The organism is Gordonia tangerina, from assembly GCF_021556435.1.
Classification (GTDB): domain Bacteria; phylum Actinomycetota; class Actinomycetes; order Mycobacteriales; family Mycobacteriaceae; genus Gordonia; species Gordonia tangerina.
Genome location: NZ_JAKGCU010000007.1, coordinates 14781 through 37261 on the forward strand (window position 1 = coordinate 14781; position 22481 = coordinate 37261).

The window sequence follows — 22481 nt, forward strand, 5'->3', positions numbered from 1 at the left end:
CTGTTCGTCGGGGGTTTCGTGCTGTCTGGGTCGTCTCCGGTGCAGATCGGGGGCGGGGCGTGAATAATCGCGGGGAGGACGACCCACGAGACCAGGCGGTGACTTGATGGACGTACGACCGACAAAGCTGGCGATCATCGGAGCGGGGGCGGTCGGTACCGCTGTCGCCTATGCGTCATTGATCCGCGGCGTCGCGCGGACGGTGGCGCTTATGGACATCAACACCTCCAAGGTGACCGCCGAGGTGCTCGACATGTCACACGGCCTCGAGTTCATCCCGCGCGCAGACATCATCGGCGACGACGACGTGTCGGTGTGCGCCGACGCCGACGTCGTCGTCTTCACCGCGGGCGCGAAGCAGAAGCCTGGGCAGTCGCGGCTCGAACTGGCCGAGGCGACCATCGGGCTGACCAAGAAGATCATGCCCGGGGTGCTCGAGGTGGCGCCGAATGCGGTCTACATCATGGTCACCAACCCGGTCGACATCGTCACCTATGCGGCGTTGAAGTTCAGCGGCCTACCGAACAACCAGGTGTTCGGGTCCGGCACGGTGCTCGACTCGTCGCGATTGCGCTTCCTCATCGCGCAGCACTGCGACGTCGCCGTGCAGAATGTGCACGCCTACATCGTCGGCGAGCACGGGGACACCGAGATCCCGCTGTGGAGTTCGGCCACCATCGGCGGTGTGCCGCTGACGCATTGGAAGCCGCTACCGGGCGGGGAACCGATCGACGCGGCGGCCCGCGAGCGCATCCAGCACGAGGTGGTGCACGCCGCCTACAAGATCATCGAGGGCAAGGGCGCCACCAACTACGCCATCGGACTCGCGGCGACCCGCATCGTCGAGGCAGTGCTGAACAACGAGCACCGGGTGTTGCCGGTGTCGACGGTGGCGCAAGGTTATGAAGGGCTCGACGATGTGTGTCTGTCGCTACCGACCATCGTCGATCGCGGCGGGGCGCAGACACGCCTCGAGATGCCGCTGTCCGACGAGGAACGTGCGGGGCTGATGGCATCGGCCGAGACCTTGCGGGGGATGCAGGCGAAGTTCGGCCTCTGACGGCGATCGCCTGTACGCCGTTCGGAGTAACCGCGCACGGATTGGCCGAGATCAGGTCACCGCGGTGACTATCCTCGAGCCGTTCGACGACGACGGTGAGATGAGGTCTGGTCATGCGGTGTTCGCGGAGAACGGTGGCGGGGATGCTCGGTGCTGCGGCGATGGCGGTCGCGCCGCTGGCGGTTGCGGCGCCCGCACAGGCGGTCACCGTCTACAGCAATTGCGACGAACTCAACGTCGACTATCCGCACGGTGTCGGCCAGCCGGGCGCGGTCGATCACACGTCGGGTACGCCGGTCACCGACTTCGCCATTGATCAAGCGGTATACGACGCGAACAAGTCCGGGCGCGATCGCGACAAGGACGGCATCGCCTGCGAGCAACACTGACTCGCGTGCAGAATTGAGCGGTGTTCACCCCGCGCGAAGACGAGAATCGTCGACTGCTGCGGGCCCGTGACGCCATCGACCGTCACTACGCCGAGCCGCTCGACGTGCCGACGCTGGCCCGGATCGCGGTGATGTCGCCGGCACATTTCAGCCGACGGTTCCGAACTGTGTTCGGCGAGACGCCGCACCGGTATCTGCAGCGCCGTCGGATCGAGCGGGCGTGTGCCCTCCTTCGGGAGGGATCGCTGTCGGTCACCGACGTCGGGTTGGCGGTCGGTTACGACAGTCTCGGCACCTTCAGTCGGACCTTCGCCTCGATCATCGGGCGCAGCCCGAGCGTCTACCGGTCGGCGTGGTCCGGAGTTGCGGGCGTGACGTCGGCGCAGGTGCCGGCCTGCTTTGTGCGCGCCTGGACGAGACCGGCTGCGTTGAGCAGTTTCGGAGAAGCGTCGGCGCCGACCTCGTCCGTAGTGTCACCGCCATGATCAACGGCATCAGCATCCATTCCGTCTATGTCCTCGATCAGGACGCCGCCCTCGACTTCTACGTCGGCACGCTGGGATTCACCGTCGACACCGACGTCGACATGGGTTTCATGCGATGGCTGACCGTCGCCCTGCCCGCACAGCCGGACCGGTTGATCCTACTGGAGAAGCCGAGTCCGCCCGCGTTGTCGGAACAGGCCGCGGCCAGGGTGCGCGAACTGGTGGCGCTGGGTGCGATGCCGGTGACCATCCTGTCCACCGACGACTGCCGCGGTACCTACGCCGACCTCGCGGCCAAGGGCGTCGAGTTCACCCAGGAACCCATGGACCAGCCTTACGGCATCGACTGCGCGTTCCGCGACCCGTTCGGAAACCAGCTCCGGATGACGCAGCCTCCTGCGCAGGAGCGACCCATCACCGACGAGGACATCGCCCGCTGGGCGCCGTGACGGTCCAGCAGGCCGGGCAGCTGATTCCGCCACTCTGCGCAAGTTTCCGTGGGAACTGCGGATTTCGGGGGGACGAACAAAAAAGTGGAACCGAATGAGGCGCTGGATAGTCTCATATATATGCGCGACGACAAGCTGCTCACCAAGATCGCGGCCCTGCTCCGGCAGGCCGAGGGCACCGACAACCCGCATGAGGCCGAGACCTTCATGCAGGCGGCGCAACGGTTGGCGACCGCGGCGTCGATCGATCTCGCCGTGGCCCGGTCGCACGATCCGGCGGGGCGGAAGTCCACCGTTCCGGTCTCCAGACAGATCGCGATCGGGGAGAAGGGCAAGCGTGGGCTGCGGACCTATGTCCAGCTGTTCGTGGCCATCGCGCGGGCCAACGACGTCACTGTCGACGTCGCCGGCAATTCGACGTTCGTGCTCGCCTATGGTTTCGCTGACGACATCGACACCTGTGAAACCCTCTACACCTCCCTGGTGGTGCAGATGGTGGCGGCCAGCGACGCCTATCTTCGGTCGGGTGCTTACAAGGGGGAGGAGTTCTCCCGGGTGGTCACCCGGGGCAGCGGGTGGCGTAGTCGCAAGGTGATCGAAACCAAGCCACTGTCACCGATCACCGCGCGTCTGAACTTCCAGTCCGCTTTCGCCGAACGGATCGGCGAGCGGCTCAACGAGGCCCGGGAGCAGGCGCGCGCCGACGCGCTGAGTGCCGATCCCGACGAGGCGACCCGGCCGTCGTCGACCGCGGTGGCTTTGCGGGACAAGGAGATCGAGGTCTCCGATTTCTATCGCAGCGAGTCCAAGGCGCGCGGCACGTGGCAACCGTCGAGCGCCTCGGCGGGCTATTCGGAGGCCGCGCGTCGAGCGGGAGATCGGGCGGGTCGGCGGGCCAGGATCGGCGCCGACCGCGAATTCGGTGGAACGCGGGGCGCGTTGGAGTGAGTGGCTCAGTCGTCCGACGCCGGGCCGGGCTGTGCCTCGATCAGGTCGTCGAGGGCCTCCGGGCGCGGTGGGTACGGTCGGGGCGCGCCGAAGTGGCGACGAATCCACGCGCCGACGGGGCCCTGGTCGCAGGTCAGCGAGTGCGTCACGATGGTGCAGACCACCACGATGCCGGCGAAGAAGAACAGCCAGCTGATCGCGGCGAACACCAGTCCGAGGGTGCCGAAATGCTGGGTGGTCTCGCTCATGATGGTCGGCAGCGCGATGCGGGTGCCCACCAGGAAGACGGTGATGAATGCGCCGGTCACCACTCCGTTGAGGGCGAGCAGACGCATGGGCACCTGACCGGACACCAACAGCCGGGGCAGCAAGGTGAACATGAGCGACCAGATCACGAACGTGGCGGCCACCTCGAGGATCACGCCGACGACACCGTAGGCCCCGAACGTGATCCCGGTGAAGTTGATGCCGTGCAGGTTCGCCGAAAAGCCCTGGGCGACAACCCCGACGGGAAGCAGGAGGATCACTACCACCCAGCGCCACCAGCCGGACAACGGCAGTTTGGTGACCTGCCAGATCGACGTGTACATCCGGCCCATGGCCCGCGACAGCGATGTCGCGCCACCGATCACCATCAACGCACCCAGCAAACCGAAGGCGGTCACCGAGTCGGGTGCCGTCGTATCGGCGACATCGACCTGATCGGTGTTGATGCCCAGGTCGCCGAGGGCGTCGGTGACGAGATCGTTGTCAGGGAAGGCCGCCAGCAGGATCACCATCGGCAACACCGCGGTGAAGGCCTGCGCGGCCAGCGTCATCGCGCGGTCGGTGATGTCGTTGACTGCGAGGTCGCGCAGAACCCGCAGCACCAGGCCTGCGCCGGGGACGGCGAGTGCGCGTTCGGTGACGGTGGCCGTGCGCGCCCGGACCCGGGTGCCCAGCGATGGAGAGCTCACCGCCCACACCTCCGTTCCGCGCGGCCGGGTGACATCGGGTCCGCCGGTCAGATGGTAGTTCGTCGGGGCCGCTGGCGACCGGTGGGCCGACCGGAGACGCGGTGACCGGCCAGTCGGGGCACACCCCCCGCGACGTCGGTCGGGCGCGTTTCTACGCCGCGGAGCGGCTCGTGCTCGGCATGTTCGACCGGGCGGGATCGAACCGCACCGTGCAGCTGGCGGGCACTGAACTCACCCTGCCGGCCGAGGCCCGATTCGCCTCGGTGGAGTCGGTGCGCGACCACGTGATCCGGGTCCTCGACCTGCCCGGGGTGCGGGAGCGGTTCGATCGGGCGAGCCAACCGGTCACGGTCCGCGAACGGCGCGGGCACCGCTCCGCGCACTACGAGTCGATGTCGGGGCAGGTGCCCCAGATCGCGATCCCGTCGGCGACCGGGGGACGCTGGGCGTTGCGCGAACTCGTCGTCCTGCACGAGATCGCCCATCACCTCGACGACCCGGCCACCCCGGCACACGGCCGGAGTTTCGCGATCACGCTGACCGATCTCGTCGGACTCGTGCTGGGGCCCGAGGCCGGGCTCGTCTATCGCGTTGTGCTCTCCGACAGCGACGTGCTGTGACGCTCGCCGAAGCCGGCGTCGAGCACGTCGACGGCGCGCTCGAGCTGGGTCCACAGCGAGCCGTCGGCACCCTCGCGGAACCACTGCTCGATGCCGACGGTGAGCGCGTCGGCCACGCAACGCCCCTGGATGCGGGCGGTCAGCGGTGCGGTGCCGGCGGCCGCGATCGCATCCCCTAGGGCGGTGCCGATCGAGGCGACCAGCTCGGCCAGCGCGGCGCGTAGCTCGCGGTCGGAGTCGATGATGCGTAGCTTGCGGACCGCCAGGTGCATCGCCGCGTCGTCGACCGCGACGTCGGCCTCGCGCAGCGCCAACCGGATCGCGTCGAGCACCGGCCGGGACCGCACGAGCTCGCCGAAGGCGGCGATCGCCACCTCATCCATCTCGTCGTAGAGCACCACGCCCTGTTTGCTACCGAAGTACCGGTAGACCGACCGTTCGCCGACCTCGGCCGCCTGCGCGATCTCGGTCATCGTGACCGAGCCGTAGCCACGTTCGTCGAACAGGTCCAGCGCGACTCGCTGGATGTGCGCCATGGCGCGGACGCGGTTGCGGGAGCGCAGATCGTGCTGAGGGGATCGGTCCATCGGGTTCCTTCTGTCTGCCACCTACCGTACAGTCACTGCCAAGTGGCGGGCACTGCCAATTGGAGGTCGGAGATGGATCTGGTCGTCGATGTCGAGGGGTTGACCAAGTCGTTCGGGCGCGCGCGTGCGCTCGATGGCCTGGATCTGGCCGTGCAGCCGGGCCGTGTGCACGGCTTTCTCGGTCCCAACGGGGCCGGCAAGTCGACCACCATCCGGACCGTGCTCGGGCTGATCCGCGCCGACACGGGCCGGGTGCGGCTGTTCGGTGCCGACCCGTGGTCGGATGCGGTGCGGCTGCACCGCCGGATGGCCTATGTCCCCGGTGACGTCGCGCTGTGGCCGGATCTGACCGGTGGCGAATGCATCGACATCCTGGCCGCCGGCGGCGCGGGTCTGGACGAACGCCGTCGAGCGGACTTCGTCGAGCGCTTCTCTCTCGACCAGAGCAAGAAGGTCGACGAATACTCCAAGGGCAACCGGCAGAAGGTCGCGCTCATCGCCGCGCTCGCGTCGGATGCGGAGTTCCTCATCTTCGATGAACCGACCTCGGGTCTGGATCCGCTGATGGAAGAGGTGTTCCAGGAGGCCGTTCGTGAGCGGGTCACCGCGGGCGCAACGGTGCTGCTGTCGAGCCACATCCTCGCCGAGGTGGAGGCCCTGAGCGACGAGGTCACCATCATCCGCGACGGAAAGACGGTGCGCTCGGGGGGTCTCGACGAACTGCGGCGCGGATCGCGCACGCACGTGCAGGCGCGGACGCGGCGTCGCCCCGACGGCCTGGGCACCCTCGACGACGTGGTGCACTTGCAGGTCACCGAGTCCGGCGGTCATCAAGCGGACGCCGGCATCGACGTTCGCTTCGACGTCGGCAGCGCCTCGCTGGAGTCCGCGCTCGATGCGGTGCTGGCTGCGGGCGTCACCTCGATCACGGTGCGCCCACCCAGCCTCGACGAACTGTTCCTGAGCTCTTACAGCGCCACCGGCGACACCGCAGACGCACCGTCATGACCGCCACACTCGACACGCGCCCGCACGCCCCCACCCCACGAGTCCCGGGCGGCGGCGTCGGGGCGATGCTGCGGCTGCAGGCGCGCACCGGATGGAAGGTGTATCTCGCGTGGGTCGCCGGCCTGATCGCGGGATATGCTGCCACGATCGTCGCGATCGACGGGCTCTACGGCACCCCCGAACTGCTGGCCACCTACGGTGCCGCGGTCGGTGATGATGCCGCCATCGCAGCCATCAACGGGACCCCGTACGGCGCCGACACGCTAGGCGGTGTGGCCGCCAACGAGTTCGCGTTCATCGCCGCGATCGCCTTCCCGTTGATGGCGACGCACCTCGTGGTGCGGTTCACCCGCGCCCCGGAGGAGTCCGGCCTGCTCGAACTGATGCGGTCCCGATCGGTCGCCTCGTGGGCACCGCATGTGGCGGCCGTCATCGGGTCGATCGTCGCTTTCGGGTTGGTGGCGGCCGGTATGTTCGTCACCCTGCTCGCCGAAGGGGTGCCCGCCGAACGCGGGCTGCTCTACGTGCTGTCACTGTTCGGGCTCGGCGCAGTCTGGACCGGGCTCGCACTGTGTGCGGCGCAATGGTTACGCCGCGCGCGTCGTGTCTACACCGTCAGTCTGATCCTGTTGGGACTGGCATATGCGGCCCGTGCCATCGGCGACGTCGGCGACAACGCGTGGAAGTGGTTGTCGCCGCTGGCCTGGCAGCAGGAGACCCGGCCCTTCGCCGACGACATGCGATGGTGGCCGTTGCTGCTGGCCGCGGCGGTCGCCGCAGTGCTGATCGCGTTCGGCGTGCGGAGTTCGGCCACCCGGGACCTCGGTTCCGGTCTGGTGGCCGCGCGTCCCGGTCCGGTGCGAGCCACCGAGCACAAGCGGTCGATCCCGTTGCGGGCGATCGGAGAGCACCGCGGAGCGATCATCGGCTGGACCATCGGGGGTCTGGCCGTGGCGGTGATCTTCGGCAGTCTGGCCCAGCAAGTCGCCGACGCGGTGGCCGGCAATCCGCAGATCGCACAGGCCTTCGGTGCCGACGACGACTCGCACGGCATCGACACCTACCTCTCGTTGACGATGCTCATCCTCGCGCTGATGGCCGCCGGATACGTGATCACCGCGATCGGTCGCCTGCGCGGCGACGAGCGCACCGGGCTGTTGGAAGTCGTGCTGGCCCAGGCGGTGTCGCGGGTGCAGTGGATCGGCACACAGCTGGCGGTGATCCTGGTCGGGCTGGTGCTGGTGCTGCTGGTGCCGAGCGTGGGGCTCGGTGCGGCGGTCGCGGTGCAGGTCGACGATGCGGGCGAGATCGGCAACAACCTGCTGGCCGGGCTCGCCTATCTGCCGGCGGTGGCCGTCTTCGCCGCGGTGTCGGTGGCACTGTTCGGCTGGCTGCCACGGGCGCAACCGGCCGTGTGGGGGCTGCTCGGGTACGCCACCTTCATCGGGTTTCTCGGCGGCAGTCTCGACTGGCCGGAGTGGCTCCTGCGGATCTCGCCGCTCTACGCGGTGGGGGCGGTACCGGCCGCCGATGCGTCGGGTACCGCCGTCGTGGTGCTCACGGTGCTCACCGTGGCTCTGCTGGCCGCTGGGGTGATCGGTTTCCGACGGCGCGACGTGCCACATCCGTGACACGCCGCCCGCCGGGACGTCGGTGAACCCGGGTTGTTACAACTGCCCGCCCGCGCAGAACGTCAGGTAGCTCGGGTGGCGCGGATCGAGGACGAGGCGCTGGCGGCGGCCACGGGCCTTGATCAGGTCGGGCACCACGGTGAGATACCGGGGGAAGCTGGCCGCGTACACATCGACCCGCAGCCGGTGGCCGGTGTCGAGGATGGCGTCGGTCGGCACCAGGTCGACATCGATGCGCACCGGTTCGTCGGCAGGAACCGGCAGCTTGCGCTTGTACGACAGGTAGTGATGCGCCGACAGCAGGCTACCGTCGGCGGCGTAGGTCGACTTCGATTCGTCGAGCGCCCGATTCGACGCCGACAACGCGCCGTTGGTCAGCACCGTCGATGTCCCGTCGGGGGCGACGTCGTTCACCGTCACCGCCCAGATCGCCTCGTGGGCGGTGGTGGCCACGTTGAGCCGCAGGTTCATCGGTCCGCTGATAGTGGTGGGTTCGGCGACCGGCTCGGTGCTGAACGAGAGCCCGCCGCGTTCCTGATACCGGGCATCGACGGTGAACGTCGGTCCCAACGCCATCGCCGCGCCCGCGGTCACCTGGGTCATGTCCCGCGACATCGCGCCACGGATGTCGGCGCGCACGTGCAGCGACGTGAGATGGTCGACGGGTTCGTGGCTCAGCGTGCCGTCGTGCACTGCATGCTCGGCCGAGCCCGACGGACTGTTGTGCAGGTAGAGACGCTGCGTGCGCACCCCGGCCCGCGGGAAACTGTGCCCGGAGGTCCACGAACCGCCCTGCTGCAGCATGGTCACCGGGCCGTAGTACTCGACCCCGTTGCGGTGTCCCTTCAGCCACCGGTCGAACCAGGCGCGTTCGAGGACGTCGAGCCGTGGTGGCGAGCTCTTGCCGCCATAGCCCGATCCGACGTCGAGGTGGTAGCCGTCGCCGACCAGCATCTGCTTGCGGCCCGGCTCCATCTGTAGCCGTTCATAGATCCCGGTTGCGCTGCGTCCGAACAGGTCGTGCCAGGCGCCGACGGTGAAGGTGGGTACCTCGATGCGGTCGACCTGCGGATCGCGTTCGTCGAAGTAGGGATCGTCGAAGATGCGGTCGTCGCGGGCGGTGAGGAATCCCCACAGCAGCGATCCGATCTCGGTGGCCGGTGACTTGATGCGGTCGCGCGCCCATCGCGCGGTGTCGCCGCGCAGGAGGTCGTGGATGGGACTCGATGGATTGGGCACCCATTTGAGCAGGTTCACCGCCGACAACCAGGTCGGGATGAACGCCGACGGCATGCCGCCGGTGATGTAGATGTCGCGGACGATGTCGTCGCAGCCCTCCACGGCGAAGACGGCCTTCAACGCGGCGGGGCGTTTGTCGGCGGCCTGCAACGAGTTGATCGCCGAGTACGACCATCCGGCGAGGCCGACGGTGCCGTCGCACCAGTCCTGCTCAGATGTCCAGTCGATGATCTCCACCGAATCCTGTTGTTCGCGCTCACCCAGGATCTGCCACTTGCCCTGGCTGGCGCCGGTGCCACGGACGTCGACGATGACCTGGACGTAGCCGCTACGCACCAGGTTGCGGTTGATGCCGAAGACGTCGAAGACGCCGCCGGACAGCGTCTTTGTGAGGGTGGTGAGCCCTTCGAGGCCGGTGCCACCGGCATCGATGGAGGCCGACGCGGTGCGTAGCGCCTTGCCGAGTAGCGGGGCGTGCAGCGTGTGGTCGAGGGCGTCGACGGCCAGCCGGTTGTAGGGGTTGATGTTGATGACGGCCGGATACGGGGTCAGCACGGTCTGACCGAAGCGGTTGGCCGGACGCACGACGGTTGCCCGCAGCCGGACCCCGTCGGACATGGTGAGCACGATGTCGCGCTGGATGGACACCCGCGGATAGAGAGACTTGCCGTCGACCTGCTCACGCCACCGGATGGCGTCGGCGCCACCCGTGGGATCGCCGAGCGGAAGGGAACCGAAATGCGGTGCCCCGAGCCGCCCGGTCCGGCGCCGCGCCGGTTGTACGGTCTGTTCTGGCTGGTCCAACCGGTACGTCATGGTGCATCACCCTGCCTCTGGCGTGATGCACCACCGATGTCCCGCGGGCATCATCGCCTGCTCGTCGTCGACACCTGCTGTGTGCCGACCGACGAGGTGAGACCCACACCACTGGTGTGGCGTTCGTCACCTCGCCGGACGAGAATAGCTCAGCGCTGATATCGGATCGCTAACTAGGGTGCGTCGGTTTCATCATGCTCGGATGCGTTGAGTGTCACCGCTGCCGCCGCCTCGAGGACCATCCAGCCCGACAGCTGCACCGACAGGTCACGTTCCGGAATCTGCGACGACCGTACCGATCCGGCGCTGAACTGCGATTTTCGTCCCTCATCGCGTGGCGGGTGGGCCTGATGACGCCAGTCGGGGCCGAATACCGGACCCTGATCGGTGTCGTGGCGGTGCGTCCAGGCGGCCGCGGCGCTGGTGGTCACGATCGCCGCGGCCCGTGAGCGGATTGCGCCGCCGTCGGCGGAATCCGGCAGATCGGTGGCGATCAACGCGAGATTGCGGGCGAGGATGCCGGCGAACAGTCCGCCGTCCCCGCCGCCGGCGCCGGGGATGACTCCGTCGTCGCACACGTGGGTCTCGACGGCATGCAGCAGACGGTCGAGCCGCTCGCGATGCACCGCGTCGCCGGTGCGGCGCAGCAGCTCCAGTTCGCTACCCAGCACCACGCCCTGGCAATAGGTGTAGACGTCGGGCACCAGACGGCGGGGGCTGTCGGCCAGTGCGGGGTGAACGCCGTCGAGGATCAGCCCGGTGGTGTCGTCGACGAGGTTGACATCCATCCAGTCGGCCATCTCGACGGCCCGGTCGACATGTCCCGTACGGGCCAGCAGGATGGCGGCCGGCCCGTTGGCCGGGGCATTGAAGAACAGGTCCATCGTGCGCCACGGGATGCCGCCACCGAGGTGTGGCACCCACGCGTCGTACACGCGCGACGTCAGGGTGCCGAGGGCCGCGTCGCGAGACACTCCCAGATGACGATCCGCGCGCTCGAGTGCGAGGCCGAGCCAGGCCATGTCGTCGAAGTAGTTGTTGGTCCATCGACCGAAGTTTCGCGCGACGATGCCGCGCAGCAGGCGTTGCGCGTCGTCGGCGAGGGCCGTGGGGCGGTGGATGGCCGCATCGACGAGCAGGTCGACGAGGTGCGCCTGCCACCAGTAATGCCATCGCCCCAGCGCACCTGGGAACATCGACGACGGCCAGGCGATCGCAGCCAGCCGGGTGCCGGGAAGACACGCGAATCGTTTCAGGTGGCGGGCTCCGATTGCCTCGGCGGCGGTGCCCGCCCGGCCATTCGCGGTGGCCTCGGTCGGCTCGTGGGGCCTGCCTGCGCCGTTGGATTTGGATGCATCGACCACAGTCGGGTAACCTACTCGCTTGGTGTGGCACACAACCGTGTGCCGTATCGGTTCAACCAGAGACCGTCGGTCATCGGGTACTCCCGATCGAAGGTCCGGCTCACGTCACCGTGGTGGCGACAGGGTCGGCGGCCCACGCAGGGAGAACGAGGAATGACGGTGCCAACGTGCGCCGATTCACGCCCCGGACCTCTGCGTGCCGGGGCGTTTGTCGTATCTGCACGACAATCTTTCCCGCCTCTTCGGCTCCGGTTGGGTCTGAACCCAACTCTAGTGATGAGAGAGGAGGCGAAGTATGGCCAAGTCCGAAAAGGTCGCCGCTGTTGCGGAGATCGCCGAGCAGTTCAAGGGCTCATCGGCAGCGGTGGTCACGGAATACCGTGGTCTGTCCGTCAGTCAGATCACCGAACTGCGACGTTCGCTCGGTGAGGGCGCAACCTACTCCGTCGCCAAGAACACCCTCGTGAAGCGTGCCGCTGCCGAAGCGGGCGTGGAGGGACTCGACGAGCTGTTCAGCGGTCCGACCGCCATCGCCTTCATCGAAGGCGAGCCGGTGACGGCCGCAAAGGCGATCAAGAACTTCGCCAAGGACAACAAAGCACTCGTGGTCAAGGGCGGGTACATGGACGGCCGTGCGCTGTCCATCGGCGAGATCGAACAGATCGCCGACCTGGAGACCCGAGAGGTGCTGTTGGCCAAGCTCGCCGGTGCCATGAAGGGCAACTTGGCAAAGGCCGCCGGACTGTTCAACCAGCCGGCCTCGCAGGTGGCGCGTCTTGCCGCTGCCCTGCAGGAGAAGAAGAACGAAGCCGGCGAGACCGAATAGTTCGGCCCCGGTGCACACAAGCAATCCCCGATCCGTACGGGGATGAACCAACCCCCGTACGGGGACTGACAGGAAGGACGCCACCATGGCGAAGCTCACCGCTGACGAGCTCATCGATCAGTTCAAGGAACTGACCCTGCTGGAGCTCAGCGATTTCGTGAAGAAGTTCGAAGAGGTCTTCGAGGTCACCGCTGCGGCTCCGGTCGCCGTCGCCGCTGCCGGTGCCCCGGCTGCCGGTGGTGCCGCTGAGGCTGCCGCCGAGCAGGACGAGTTCGACGTTGTGCTCGAGGGCGCGGGCGACAAGAAGATCCAGGTCATCAAGGTGGTCCGTGAGATCGTTTCCGGCCTGGGCCTGAAGGAAGCCAAGGACCTCGTCGAGGGCGCTCCGAAGGCTCTCCTGGAGAAGGTCGACAAGGAAGCCGCCGACGCTGCCAAGGCCAAGCTCGAAGAGGCCGGCGCTTCGGTTTCGGTCAAGTAAGACCTCCCTGCCCGATCTCGTAGTACCAACCGCGCAAAAATCGCCGGTTGGTACTACAGATCGAGAGGATACAGCGGCCCGTGGGACATTTTGTCCCACGGGCCGCTGTCGTGTCCGGGTGTGACTGGGGGCGCACTTTCGCGATCGGGGTGGTATCGACTACGCTCATCGATCGAGCCAAGTTACCGGCGGGTAAGGGGCTTCGATCGTCTTCGGGGGATTTCGGTCGGACGTCCCAGTTGGTGTCGCACGTGGGTGTGAGCTGCAACAGCGTCCGCTACAGTGACCCCAACCACAAATGTCGCCGGTACGTGTGTGGTCACACCGATCGCAGCGAGGGGGCAGCGAATGTCTGGGAGGATGCCGTGGGTGTAGAGGTCAGTGTCGAGGGGCTCACCAAATCGTTCGGATCGCAGAACATCTGGCGTGATGTCACGCTGACGCTGCCCAAGGGGGAGGTGTCGGCATTGCTGGGCCCGTCGGGTACCGGCAAGTCGGTGTTCCTGAAGACGCTGATCGGTCTACTCCACCCCGAGCAGGGGTCGGTGGTCATCGACGGTACCGACATCACCCAGTGCTCGGCCAAGGAACTCTACGAGATCCGCAAACTGTTCGGCGTCCTCTTCCAGGACGGCGCGCTGTTCGGTTCGATGAGCCTCTACGACAACATCGCCTTCCCCTTGCGTGAGCACACCAAGAAGAAGGAAGACGAAGTCCGCGACATCGTGATGGAGAAGATCGACCTGGTTGGTCTGGCCGGTGCCGAGGACAAACTGCCCGGCGAGATCTCCGGTGGTATGCGCAAGCGCGCCGGTCTGGCCCGCGCTCTGGTGCTCGATCCGCAGATCATCTTGTGCGACGAGCCCGACTCGGGCCTGGATCCCGTGCGTACCGCCTACATCTCCCAGCTGCTGATCGACATCAACGCGCAGATCGACGCGACGATCCTGATCGTGACGCACAACATCAACATCGCCCGCACCATCCCGGACAACATCGGCATGCTCTTCCGCAAAGAGCTGGTGATGTTCGGTCCGCGCGAGCAGTTGCTGACTTCCGAGCAGCCGGTGGTCAAGCAGTTCCTCTCCGGCGACCGCTTCGGCCCGATCGGCATGTCCGAGGAGAAGGACGAGGCCGTGCAGAAGCAGGAAGAGGCGATGCAGGCCGCCGGCATCGGTGGTGGCGGCACCAAGGACGACTTCTCCGAGATCATCCCGCAGGTGCAGCCCAATCCCGGGATGCCCGAGCGCAAGGCGATCGCACGCCACCGCGAGCGGGTACACGAGCTGCTGCACACCCTGCCACCGAACGCGCAGGAGGCCATCCGCCGCAGCATGGAAGAAGAAGACCGCATGCGCGAGGAGATGGCCACGCACGCCGACGAGCAGCAGACCGTTGCCGTCGGTGCGGGACAGGGGTCGGGGGAGTGGACCTCTGCAGGTGGTGACGACTACCCGGGCAGTGACGCACCGACCCAGAGCTGGGCGACTCCGCCGGCCGCGGACTCCACGGTGACCCAGCCCATCGAGACCGGCCGCCACCAGCAGCCCAACGACGGTCGGAGTCAATAAGAATGGCCAGTGCCACCACGCGTGGCGTTGATCGGATAGCTCAGGCCGGAACGGGCGCGCTCGCCCAGACCGGCAACATCGTGCAGCTCTTCGTCGATGTCGCGCGTCAGTCCTTCGTGCGCCCGTTCCAGTGGCGGGAGTTCATCCAGCAGGCCTGGTTCATCGCGAGTGTCACGATCTTGCCGACCGCGCTGATCGCCATTCCGTTCGGCGCGATCGTCTCGCTGCAGACCGGCTCGTTGATCAAGCAGCTCGGTGCCGAGTCGTACACCGGTGCGGCCAGCGTGCTGGTGGTGATCCAGCAGGGATCACCGCTGGTGACCTCGCTGCTGATCGCTGGTGCCGCCGGTTCGGCGGTGGCCGCCGACCTCGGCTCGCGCACCATCCGCGAGGAGATCGACGCGATGGAAGTGCTGGGCATCAACCCGATCCAGCGTCTCGTGGTGCCGCGGGTGCTCGCGATGGTGTTGGTGGCGATGCTGCTTAACGGACTGGTCGCCGTGGTCGGCATCGGTGGTGGCTACTTCTTCAACGTCGTCGTGCAAGGTGGTACGCCCGGCGCCTACCTGGCGTCTTTCGGAGCGCTCGCGCAGTTGCCCGACCTCTACATCTCCACCCTCAAGGCCGCGATCTTCGGTGTGCTCGCCGGCGTCGTGGCCGCCTACAAGGGCCTCAACCCCAAGGGGGGACCGAAGGGAGTCGGTGACGCGGTGAACCAGAGTGTGGTCATCACGTTCCTGCTGCTGTTCCTCGCCAACCTGATCATCACTGCGGTCTACCTGCAGATCGTTCCGCCGAAGGGAGGCTAGGCGATGGCCGGTGATGGTGGCGGCGTGACAATCGCGAAGTCGCGGCCCGAGTACTACATGTACGAGGCCCGAAAACAGCTCGGCAAGCCCCTCAAGGTGCTCGACGGCGCCGGCGAGCAGATGTCGTTCTACGGACGCACCCTCGCCTGGATTCCGAAGACGCTGGTGCACTACACGCGCGAGGTACTGCGGTTGCTCGCCGAGGTGGCCTTCGGTTCCGGTGGTCTCGCCGTGATCGGCGGCACCGTCGGCGTGATGGTGCTGATGTCGGGTTTCACCGGCGTGGTCGTCGGTCTGCAGGGATACGCGGCGCTGGATCAGTTGGGTTCGCAGGCGCTGACCGGATTCTTGTCGGCGTATGTCAACACCCGTGAGGTGGCGCCGCTGGTGGCGGGACTCGCCTTGTCGGCGACGGTGGGCTGCGGTTTCACCGCCCAGCTCGGTGCCATGCGTATCTCCGAGGAGATCGACGCGCTCGAGTCGATGGCCGTCCCGTCGATCCCGTTCCTGGTCTCCACGCGTGTCATCGCCGGGTTCATCGCGGTCATCCCGCTCTACGTGCTGGGCTTGTTGTCGGCGTACCTGGCCTCCCGTGTCATCACCACCGTGTTCAACGGTCAATCCGGTGGTTCCTACGACCACTACTTCAATCTGTTCCTGCCGCCGGCCGACGTGCTCTGGTCGTTCGGCAAGGTCCTGGTGTTCGCGTTCGTGATCATCCTGGTGCACTGCTACTACGGCTATTACGCGACCGGTGGCCCGGCCGGCGTCGGTGTGGCCGTCGGTCACGCGGTGCGGGCCGCGTTGGTGCTCATCGCGATCCTCGACTTCTTCCTGGGCCTGGCGATCTGGGGCACCACCACGACGGTGCGAGTGGGAGGCTGATCGATGTCGACGCTGCGTCGCCGGCTGCTCGGGCTGGTGTTCTTCATCGTGGTCGCGTTGTTCTTCGTGGTCACCATCACCAAGTTCAACGATGGGTTCACCACCTTCACCAACGTCACCCTCAAGACCGATTCGACCGGCAACGCGTTGCCCGCGAACGCCGACGTCAAGGCGCGCGGCGTCATCGTCGGCGAGGTCCGCGACGTGGAACCCACCGACGACGACGCGGTCTCGGTGACCCTCGGCCTCGACCCGGACATGGCGGCGCAGCTGCCGGAGAACACCACCGCGCGCATCCTGCCGAAAACGCTGTTCGGCGAACGCTATGTGGATCTGCAGGTGCCCACCGACGACGCGTCGGCGGCCACCCTGTCCTCCGGCTCCACCATCTACACCGATGAGAGCGGCAACGCGAAGGAACTGCAGGAGCTGTTCGACGACCTGCTGCCGGTGCTCGATGCGATCCCGCCGCAGGATCTCAACGTCACGCTGACCTCGTTGTCGCAGGCGTTGGCCGGTCGCGGTGAGCAGCTCGGTGTCACCTTCGACGAACTCGACACCATCTTCCGGCGCTTCAACGACAACATGCCGGAGCTACAGGGCACCCTGCGTGGTCTGTCGAGCTTCTCGCAGACCTACTCCGAGGCGCTGCCCGACGTCATCGACGCCCTCGACAACTTCCGCACCACCAACAGAACCATCGTCGAACGCCAAGGCGATCTACGCACGCTGATCGCCACCGTCGGTGTCGCCGCGACCGACACCACGGCGTTCCTGCGACAGAACCGCACCGACCTGATCGACCTCGCCGTCGACTCGGAACCGTTCCTGGTGGGTCTGGCCAAGCAGTCACCGACCTTCGTGTGCACCTTCCGCAACTTCGCCGGCCTGATCCCGGAGTCCCGCAAGATCGTCGGTCAGGGCACCGACAACCCGGGTGTGCGGGTGAACCTGCAGTTCGTCAACCCGCGCGGCCGGTACCTGCCCAACCAGGACGAGCCGCGGCTGCTCGACACCGATCCGCCCGCCGTCTGCTACGAACCGGCGACCGACGGCCGTCCGTTCCCGCAGTATCCCGGCGGTGGTTTGGCCGACGGTTCGTATCAGCCGCCGTCCCGGAACGCCGGTCCGCGCAACGTACAGACGCTGCCACAGCCACAGTTCTCGGCGACACCGGCGGGCAACATCGCCAACCCGTTCGACGACCCGGATTACGTGAAGCAGTTGAAGGTCATCTACGGCGGCGCCAACGGCACCGATCCCGAGAAGGTACCCACCTGGGTCACCACGATCGGCGGAACGTCGCTTCAGGGAGCGCAGGTCACCATCCGATGAAATCCATCACCGGACCGCTGATCAAGCTGATCACCTTCGGCGTGGTCACGGTCATCGCCACCAGCCTGCTGGCGCTGACCATCGCCAACGCCGGCGGCGACGGCGACAGCGACTACAAGGCGGTGTTCTCCGACGCCGCGATGCTCAACCCCGGCGACGATGTGCGCATCGCCGGTGTCCGCGTCGGCCAGGTCACCTCGGTCGACGTGTACGAGCGCAACAAGGCGATGGTCGAGTTCAACGTGGACCGCGACCAACTACCCGAGGGCACCCAGCTCTACATCCGTTACCGCAACCTCACCGGCCTGCGGTACCTGGCGTTGGAGAAGGGCGCCGGCGACCCGAACAAGACGGTCGACACCGGCTACACCTTCGGTGTCGACGGCGCGGACAACACCCATCCGGCGGTGAATCTGACCGAGCTGTTCAACGGGTTCAAACCGCTGTTCCGCGAACTATCGGCCGAGGACGTCAACACGCTGTCCGAGCAGATCATCAAGGTGTTCCAAGGCGAGAGCGGCACCATCTCTCAACTGATCAGCAGCACGTCGGAGCTGACCAATGCGGTGGCCGACAAGGATAAGGTGATCGGCGAACTGATCACCAATCTCACCACCGTGCTCGACACCGTGAACCGCAACGACGACCAGTTCACCGCACTGCTCGACAACACCGAGCAGCTGGTGACCGGTCTGGCGGCGCAACGCGGTTCGGTGGGCTCGGCGATCACCTCCGTGTCGAACCTGACCGCGGTGACCGCGTCGATCCTGCAGCCCACCCGTCCGGCGATCCAGGGTGACATCGCGGGATTGAAATCGCTGGCCGACCAGATCAATGCCCGCGACGAGGACGTCGCGCAGACGTTGACGAATCTTCCGGTGAAACTGCAGAAGATCGGCCGCGCCGCCACCTTCGGCTCGTGGTTCCAGTTCTATCTGTGCGGCATCGACGTGGTGGCCGGCAACGGGAAGTCGACGCTGCTGACGCAGCCACTGATCCCGCTGCCCGACATCAACCACGTGCTCTACACCAGCGCGGCCACCCGCTGCTGGAAGGACGAAAGGCCGGGGGGCTGACCTGTGGCTGACGATCAGCAGAACCGGCCGCAGCCGGATGGCGACGACGCTCAGACCGAACGGTTCTCGACCGAGGACGTTCGCGCTGCCGCCCGCGCCGGTAACCAATCCGAGCAGGCCGAGCCGCAACAGAATGCGCACCCGCATCGTCGATTCGGTGGTCGCCGCACCCCGGTCAGCATCGGCGCCATCGGCATCCTCATCCTGTTGATGACCGCGGTGTCGGCGTTCTTCCTGAACTCGCTGCCGCTGATCGGTGCGGCGGCACGCTACACAGCCCAGTTCTCCGAGGCGGCCGGGCTCAAGCCGGGCGCCGAGGTGCGGGTGGCCGGCGTCAAGGTCGGCGAGGTCGACGGCGTCGCGCTCGCCGGTGACCACGTGGACGTGAAGTTCCGGGTCACCAACACCTGGATCGGCAACCAGACGCAGGCGTCGATTCAGATCAAGACGATCCTGGGCCAGAAGTACCTGGCATTGAATCCGCAGGGCACCGAACCCGCCGATCCCGATGTCGCGCTGACCGATACGGTGTCGCCCTACGACGTCGTCGAGGCGTTCTCGGATGCCGCGGACCAGATCGAGGAGCTCGACACCGACCAGCTCGCCGAGTCGATGGAATCGCTGAGCGACGCGTTCTCCGGAACCGCAGGCGACATCGGACCGTCGCTGGACGGTCTGACGCGGTTGTCGCAGACCATCGCCAGCCGTGACCAGGAGGTGCAGCGGCTGCTCGAAGCGACCAAGTCGACGTCGCAGATCCTCGCCGACCGCAACGAGGAGTTCGTCCGCCTGATCGCCGGCGCCGGGCAGCTGCTCGACGAACTCAACAACCGGCAGCAGGCGATCTCCAAGCTGCTGTCCACGACGACGGTGCTGTCGGATTCGTTGTCGGGGATCGTGGCCGACAACCAGGAGCAGATCGGGCCGGCTCTGGAGTCGTTGCAACAGGTCAATCAGCTGCTGATCGCGCAGAACCAGAATCTGCGCGACACCATCACCTACATGGCGCCGTTCTACCGCCTTTACGCGAACGTGCTGGGCAACGGTCGCTGGTTCGAGTCGGTGGTCACCAACCTGCTGCCGCCGGCGTTGCCGCAGCAGAACACCACCCGACCGCCCAACAAACAGGTACTGCAGAACAACGGCGGAACGGAGGCCGGCTGATGAGCACCGCACCCGACCTCACCGGCACCGCCGGCCCGGGCCGCTGGTTCACTCCACGCCACATCGTCGTGGGTGTCCTCGGGCTGATCGTGGCGCTGATCGTCGCCGGTGTGCTCTGGTGGGCGTTCTCCATGATCGGCACCACCAAGATCACCGCGACCTTCGCCCGCAGCGTCGGCATCTACTCGGGTTCCGATGTCCGGGTCCTCGGCGTCGCCGTCGGCAAGGTCGACGACGTGACCCCGCAGGGCGACACCGTCAAGGTGACGATGACCGTCGACCGCGGCATCGACCTGCCCGCCGATGTGCGTGCCGTGCAGATCATCCCGTCGGTGGTGGCCGACCGATATGTGCAGCTGACTCCCGCCTACAGCGGTGGGGAGAAGGCACCCAAGGACATCACGCTGTCGCTCGATCAGACGATGGTCCCGGTCGAAGTGGATCAGATCTATGACAGCGTGCAGAAGCTGTCGGAGGCACTCGGTCCCGAAGGCGCCAACAAGGACGGCGCGGTCAGTGACCTCGTCGCCACCGGCGCCGACAACCTCGAGGGCAACGGCGAGAAGCTCGGCTCGGCCATCGAGGAACTGTCCAAGGCCACGACCACGCTGAGCAACTCGCGCGGCAACATCGTCGACACCGTCAAGAACCTCGACGTCTTCGTCGGGGCGCTACGGGAGAACGACGCGCAGGTGCGCCAGTTCAACACCCAGATGGCGTCGTTCAACCAATTCCTGGCCGGCGAACGCAACCAGCTCTCGGCGGCGCTGAACAAGCTGTCGGTGGCCCTCGGTGATGTCGCGACGTTTGTCCAGGACAACCGGGAACTGCTCGGCGAGACGGTCAAGGACCTGCAGCCCACCACCCAGGCGTTGCTGGACACCAAGGACCATCTCAAGGAGGTCCTGACCGTCCTGCCCGTCACCATCAACAACCTGATCAACGCCTACGACGCCGAGTCCGGCACATTGGCCATGCGGCTGACCATCCCGGATCTGCAGGACCTGATCGGCGCGCAGTGCCGTCTGCTCGACCTCGGCAAGCTGCTCGACGGAGACCCCGCCGCCGAACAGTTCAGCACCACCCTCGCCCCGCTGATCAGCCAGTGCGAGGACATCGGCAAGCAGATCACCAGTGGTGTCCTCGAGCCACTGCTGCCGGTCCTGCCGTTCGGCATCATGAGCAACAACAAGCTGCAGCGGTACCCGGCGCCCGGCACCGGCCCGGGCAACCCGGATCCGAACCTGGAATCCGGTGCGGAGTCGGCGCCGCCGACCGGCCCGGCGGTCAGCCGACCGTCGACCGCACGTCCCGAGGCGGGTGAGAACTGATGCGACACATCCTGTCCCGCACCCCGCTGCGCGCGGTCATCGGTGCCGCGATGGCGTCGCTGGTGATGGTCCTGGCCGGCTGCGGCAGCAACGGCATCCAGTCGATCCCGCTGCCCGGCGGCGTGGACACCGGCGACAATCCGCGGACCTATCAGATCCAGTTCGACGACATCCTCGACCTGGTGCCGCAGTCGATGGTGAAGATGAACGGCATCCCGGTCGGTCGTGTCGAAGCGGTCGAGGTGCCCGACAACCAGTGGTATGCGCAGGTCAAGGTCGAGGTGCAGAACGAGATCGACCTGTCCGACAAGGCCACTGCAGCCGTGCAGCAGACCTCGTTGCTCGGTGAGAAGTTCATCGAGCTGTCCGAACCCGAGGACGCCACCGAGCTGCCCCGGCAGAATCCGGCCGATCCGATCCCGCTGGGTCGTACCCGCACCGCCACCGACATCGAGCAGGTGCTCGGAGCGTTGTCGATGCTGCTCAACGGTGGTGGCATCAACCAGCTGCAGCCGATCGTCACGGAGTTGAACAAGGCCCTGGAAGGGTCGGTCGACCAGCCGTGCGAAGTCGGGCCGAAGGGCCGCACCTGCCCGGTGTTCCGGAGTCTGTTGGAGCAGACGCAGGGGTTGATCACCGGACTCAACCGGCAGCGCGACGACATCGTCAACGCCATCGACGGTCTGGCACGCCTGTCCACGCGGGCCGCGAACCAGAAGGTGCAGATCGAGCGCATCCTGGACGAGATCCCGGAGGGGGTGGCGGTGCTCGAGGAGCAGCGGCCGCAGCTCGTCGACCTGCTCACCAAGCTCGACGACTTGGGCGAGGTGGGCACCGACGTGCTCACCAAATCCCGCGACTCGCTGATCACCGACCTCAAGGCGCTGCGTCCGGTGCTGACCGAGTTGTCGAAGGCGGCGCCCGATCTGATCACCGCCGCCCCGCTGATGCTGACGCATCCGTTCCCGGACTGGTTGTTGCCCGGTGTGCACGGCGACTCGACCAACCTGTTCATGACGCTGGACTTGCGGCTGCTCAACCAGCTCGAGGCGCTCGGCGTGGGACAGGGGACACCGGAGTACTCGCCGCCGGCACGAGTGGATGTGCCGGTCAATCCCCGCAACCCGTATGTCGGTGACAACGGCCCGCGCTACGGCTGGCCGACCATCACCTTGTTGCCGCCGGGACCGAACTGGCGGCCGGGGCCCAACACCCCGCCGTCGGGCGGGACATACCCGATGAACCCGGCGTCGGGGTCCACGCGGGCGCCGTCGTCGGACGACGAGTCGAGCACCGAGGCCGGGTCCGGATCCGACGACAACGCGGACTTCACACTGCTGCCGCCCGCGCAGCCGGGTCAGCGGTTCATCGACGGGCCGCTGGACATGATCGGAGCGGGGCGGTGATGACAGAAGTGTCCCGAATCCTTACTCACGTCGCGGTCCGCGTCGTGG

22 protein-coding genes are annotated in these 22481 nt (G+C 66.8%); 18 read left to right on the forward strand and 4 right to left on the reverse strand.

Annotated elements, in window-relative coordinates; all coding sequences use genetic code 11:
- Positions 1-106: 106 nt before the first annotated feature.
- The 5 genes from L1892_RS10040 (at position 107) to L1892_RS10060 (ending at position 3331) form a co-directional block, all read left to right on the forward strand.
- On the forward strand, positions 107-1060 hold the full coding sequence (locus L1892_RS10040; protein WP_235723451.1) for an L-lactate dehydrogenase: 954 nt from the start codon (positions 107-109) through the stop codon (positions 1058-1060).
- A gap of 113 nt (positions 1061-1173) precedes the next feature.
- Positions 1174-1449, forward strand: a complete 276-nt coding sequence (locus tag L1892_RS10045; RefSeq protein ID WP_235723452.1) for an excalibur calcium-binding domain-containing protein — start codon at positions 1174-1176, stop codon at positions 1447-1449.
- 20 nt (positions 1450-1469) lie between these two features.
- Complete coding sequence (locus tag L1892_RS10050) at positions 1470-1934, forward strand: helix-turn-helix domain-containing protein (RefSeq protein ID WP_235723453.1); 465 nt, start codon at positions 1470-1472, stop codon at positions 1932-1934.
- Positions 1931-2383, forward strand: coding sequence for a VOC family protein (locus L1892_RS10055; protein ID WP_235723454.1), 453 nt, complete (start codon positions 1931-1933; stop codon positions 2381-2383). The genes L1892_RS10050 and L1892_RS10055 overlap by 4 nt, the downstream gene beginning before the upstream one ends.
- 120 nt (positions 2384-2503) lie before the next feature.
- Positions 2504-3331 carry a DUF2786 domain-containing protein gene (locus L1892_RS10060; protein WP_235723455.1) on the forward strand — a complete coding sequence of 276 codons (828 nt, stop codon included), beginning with the start codon at positions 2504-2506 and terminating at the stop codon, positions 3329-3331.
- A gap of 5 nt (positions 3332-3336) precedes the next feature.
- On the opposite strand, the gene L1892_RS10065 is transcribed toward L1892_RS10060, so the two are convergent.
- Positions 3337-4287: a YhjD/YihY/BrkB family envelope integrity protein gene (locus L1892_RS10065; protein WP_235723456.1), complete on the reverse strand. Its 951-nt coding sequence runs from the start codon at positions 4285-4287 to the stop codon at positions 3337-3339.
- Positions 4288-4466: 179 nt separating this feature from the next.
- Here L1892_RS10065 and L1892_RS10070 point away from each other — a divergent pair, with 179 nt between their 5' ends.
- On the forward strand, positions 4467-4907 hold the full coding sequence (locus L1892_RS10070) for a TIGR04338 family metallohydrolase (RefSeq protein ID WP_235723589.1): 441 nt from the start codon (positions 4467-4469) through the stop codon (positions 4905-4907).
- Here the strand turns inward: L1892_RS10070 and L1892_RS10075 are convergent.
- Positions 4871-5494, reverse strand: a complete 624-nt coding sequence (locus tag L1892_RS10075) for a TetR/AcrR family transcriptional regulator (RefSeq protein WP_235723457.1) — start codon at positions 5492-5494, stop codon at positions 4871-4873. The genes L1892_RS10070 and L1892_RS10075 overlap by 37 nt on opposite strands.
- 72 nt (positions 5495-5566) lie before the next feature.
- On the opposite strand from L1892_RS10075, the gene L1892_RS10080 reads away from it, so the two are divergent.
- Complete coding sequence (locus L1892_RS10080) at positions 5567-6502, forward strand: ABC transporter ATP-binding protein (protein ID WP_235723458.1); 936 nt, start codon at positions 5567-5569, stop codon at positions 6500-6502.
- A complete protein-coding gene (locus tag L1892_RS10085; RefSeq protein ID WP_235723459.1) occupies positions 6499-8133 on the forward strand; it encodes an ABC transporter permease in 1635 nt (544 codons plus the stop codon). Before L1892_RS10080 ends, L1892_RS10085 begins: the two co-directional genes overlap by 4 nt.
- Positions 8134-8169: 36 nt before the next feature.
- Here the strand turns inward: L1892_RS10085 and L1892_RS10090 are convergent, their stop codons facing one another.
- Positions 8170-10188, reverse strand: a complete 2019-nt coding sequence (locus L1892_RS10090; protein WP_235723460.1) for a CocE/NonD family hydrolase — start codon at positions 10186-10188, stop codon at positions 8170-8172.
- Positions 10189-10361: 173 nt separating this feature from the next.
- Complete coding sequence (locus tag L1892_RS10095; protein ID WP_372474993.1) at positions 10362-11552, reverse strand: glycoside hydrolase family 76 protein; 1191 nt, start codon at positions 11550-11552, stop codon at positions 10362-10364.
- Positions 11553-11847: 295 nt separating this feature from the next.
- Between L1892_RS10095 and rplJ the strand changes: the two genes are divergently transcribed.
- From rplJ to L1892_RS10145, 10 genes are all read left to right on the forward strand, one after another.
- Entirely contained in the window at positions 11848-12378 is a 531-nt protein-coding gene (rplJ, locus tag L1892_RS10100; protein ID WP_235723461.1) for a 50S ribosomal protein L10, read from the forward strand.
- An 85-nt stretch (positions 12379-12463) separates the two neighbouring features.
- On the forward strand, positions 12464-12856 hold the full coding sequence (rplL, locus tag L1892_RS10105; RefSeq protein WP_235723462.1) for a 50S ribosomal protein L7/L12: 393 nt from the start codon (positions 12464-12466) through the stop codon (positions 12854-12856).
- Positions 12857-13221: 365 nt separating this feature from the next.
- The gene (locus tag L1892_RS10110) at positions 13222-14427 is read left to right on the forward strand and encodes an ABC transporter ATP-binding protein (protein ID WP_235723463.1); all 1206 of its coding nucleotides are present in this window, start codon (positions 13222-13224) and stop codon (positions 14425-14427) included.
- A gap of 2 nt (positions 14428-14429) precedes the next feature.
- Complete coding sequence (locus tag L1892_RS10115; protein WP_235723464.1) at positions 14430-15236, forward strand: MlaE family ABC transporter permease; 807 nt, start codon at positions 14430-14432, stop codon at positions 15234-15236.
- Positions 15237-15239: 3 nt separating this feature from the next.
- A complete protein-coding gene (locus L1892_RS10120; protein ID WP_235723465.1) occupies positions 15240-16121 on the forward strand; it encodes an MlaE family ABC transporter permease in 882 nt (293 codons plus the stop codon).
- A gap of 3 nt (positions 16122-16124) precedes the next feature.
- A complete protein-coding gene (locus L1892_RS10125) occupies positions 16125-17456 on the forward strand; it encodes an MCE family protein (protein WP_235723466.1) in 1332 nt (443 codons plus the stop codon).
- Entirely contained in the window at positions 17453-18532 is a 1080-nt protein-coding gene (locus L1892_RS10130; RefSeq protein ID WP_235723467.1) for an MCE family protein, read from the forward strand. Before L1892_RS10125 ends, L1892_RS10130 begins: the two co-directional genes overlap by 4 nt.
- A 3-nt stretch (positions 18533-18535) precedes the next feature.
- Entirely contained in the window at positions 18536-19696 is a 1161-nt protein-coding gene (locus L1892_RS10135) for an MCE family protein (RefSeq protein WP_235723468.1), read from the forward strand.
- Positions 19696-21027 (forward strand): MCE family protein, encoded by a 1332-nt coding sequence (locus tag L1892_RS10140; RefSeq protein ID WP_235723469.1) that lies wholly within the window; start codon positions 19696-19698, stop codon positions 21025-21027. The genes L1892_RS10135 and L1892_RS10140 overlap by 1 nt, the downstream gene beginning before the upstream one ends.
- 50 nt (positions 21028-21077) lie before the next feature.
- Complete coding sequence (locus L1892_RS10145; protein ID WP_372474994.1) at positions 21078-22433, forward strand: MCE family protein; 1356 nt, start codon at positions 21078-21080, stop codon at positions 22431-22433.
- Positions 22434-22481: the final 48 nt, after the last annotated feature.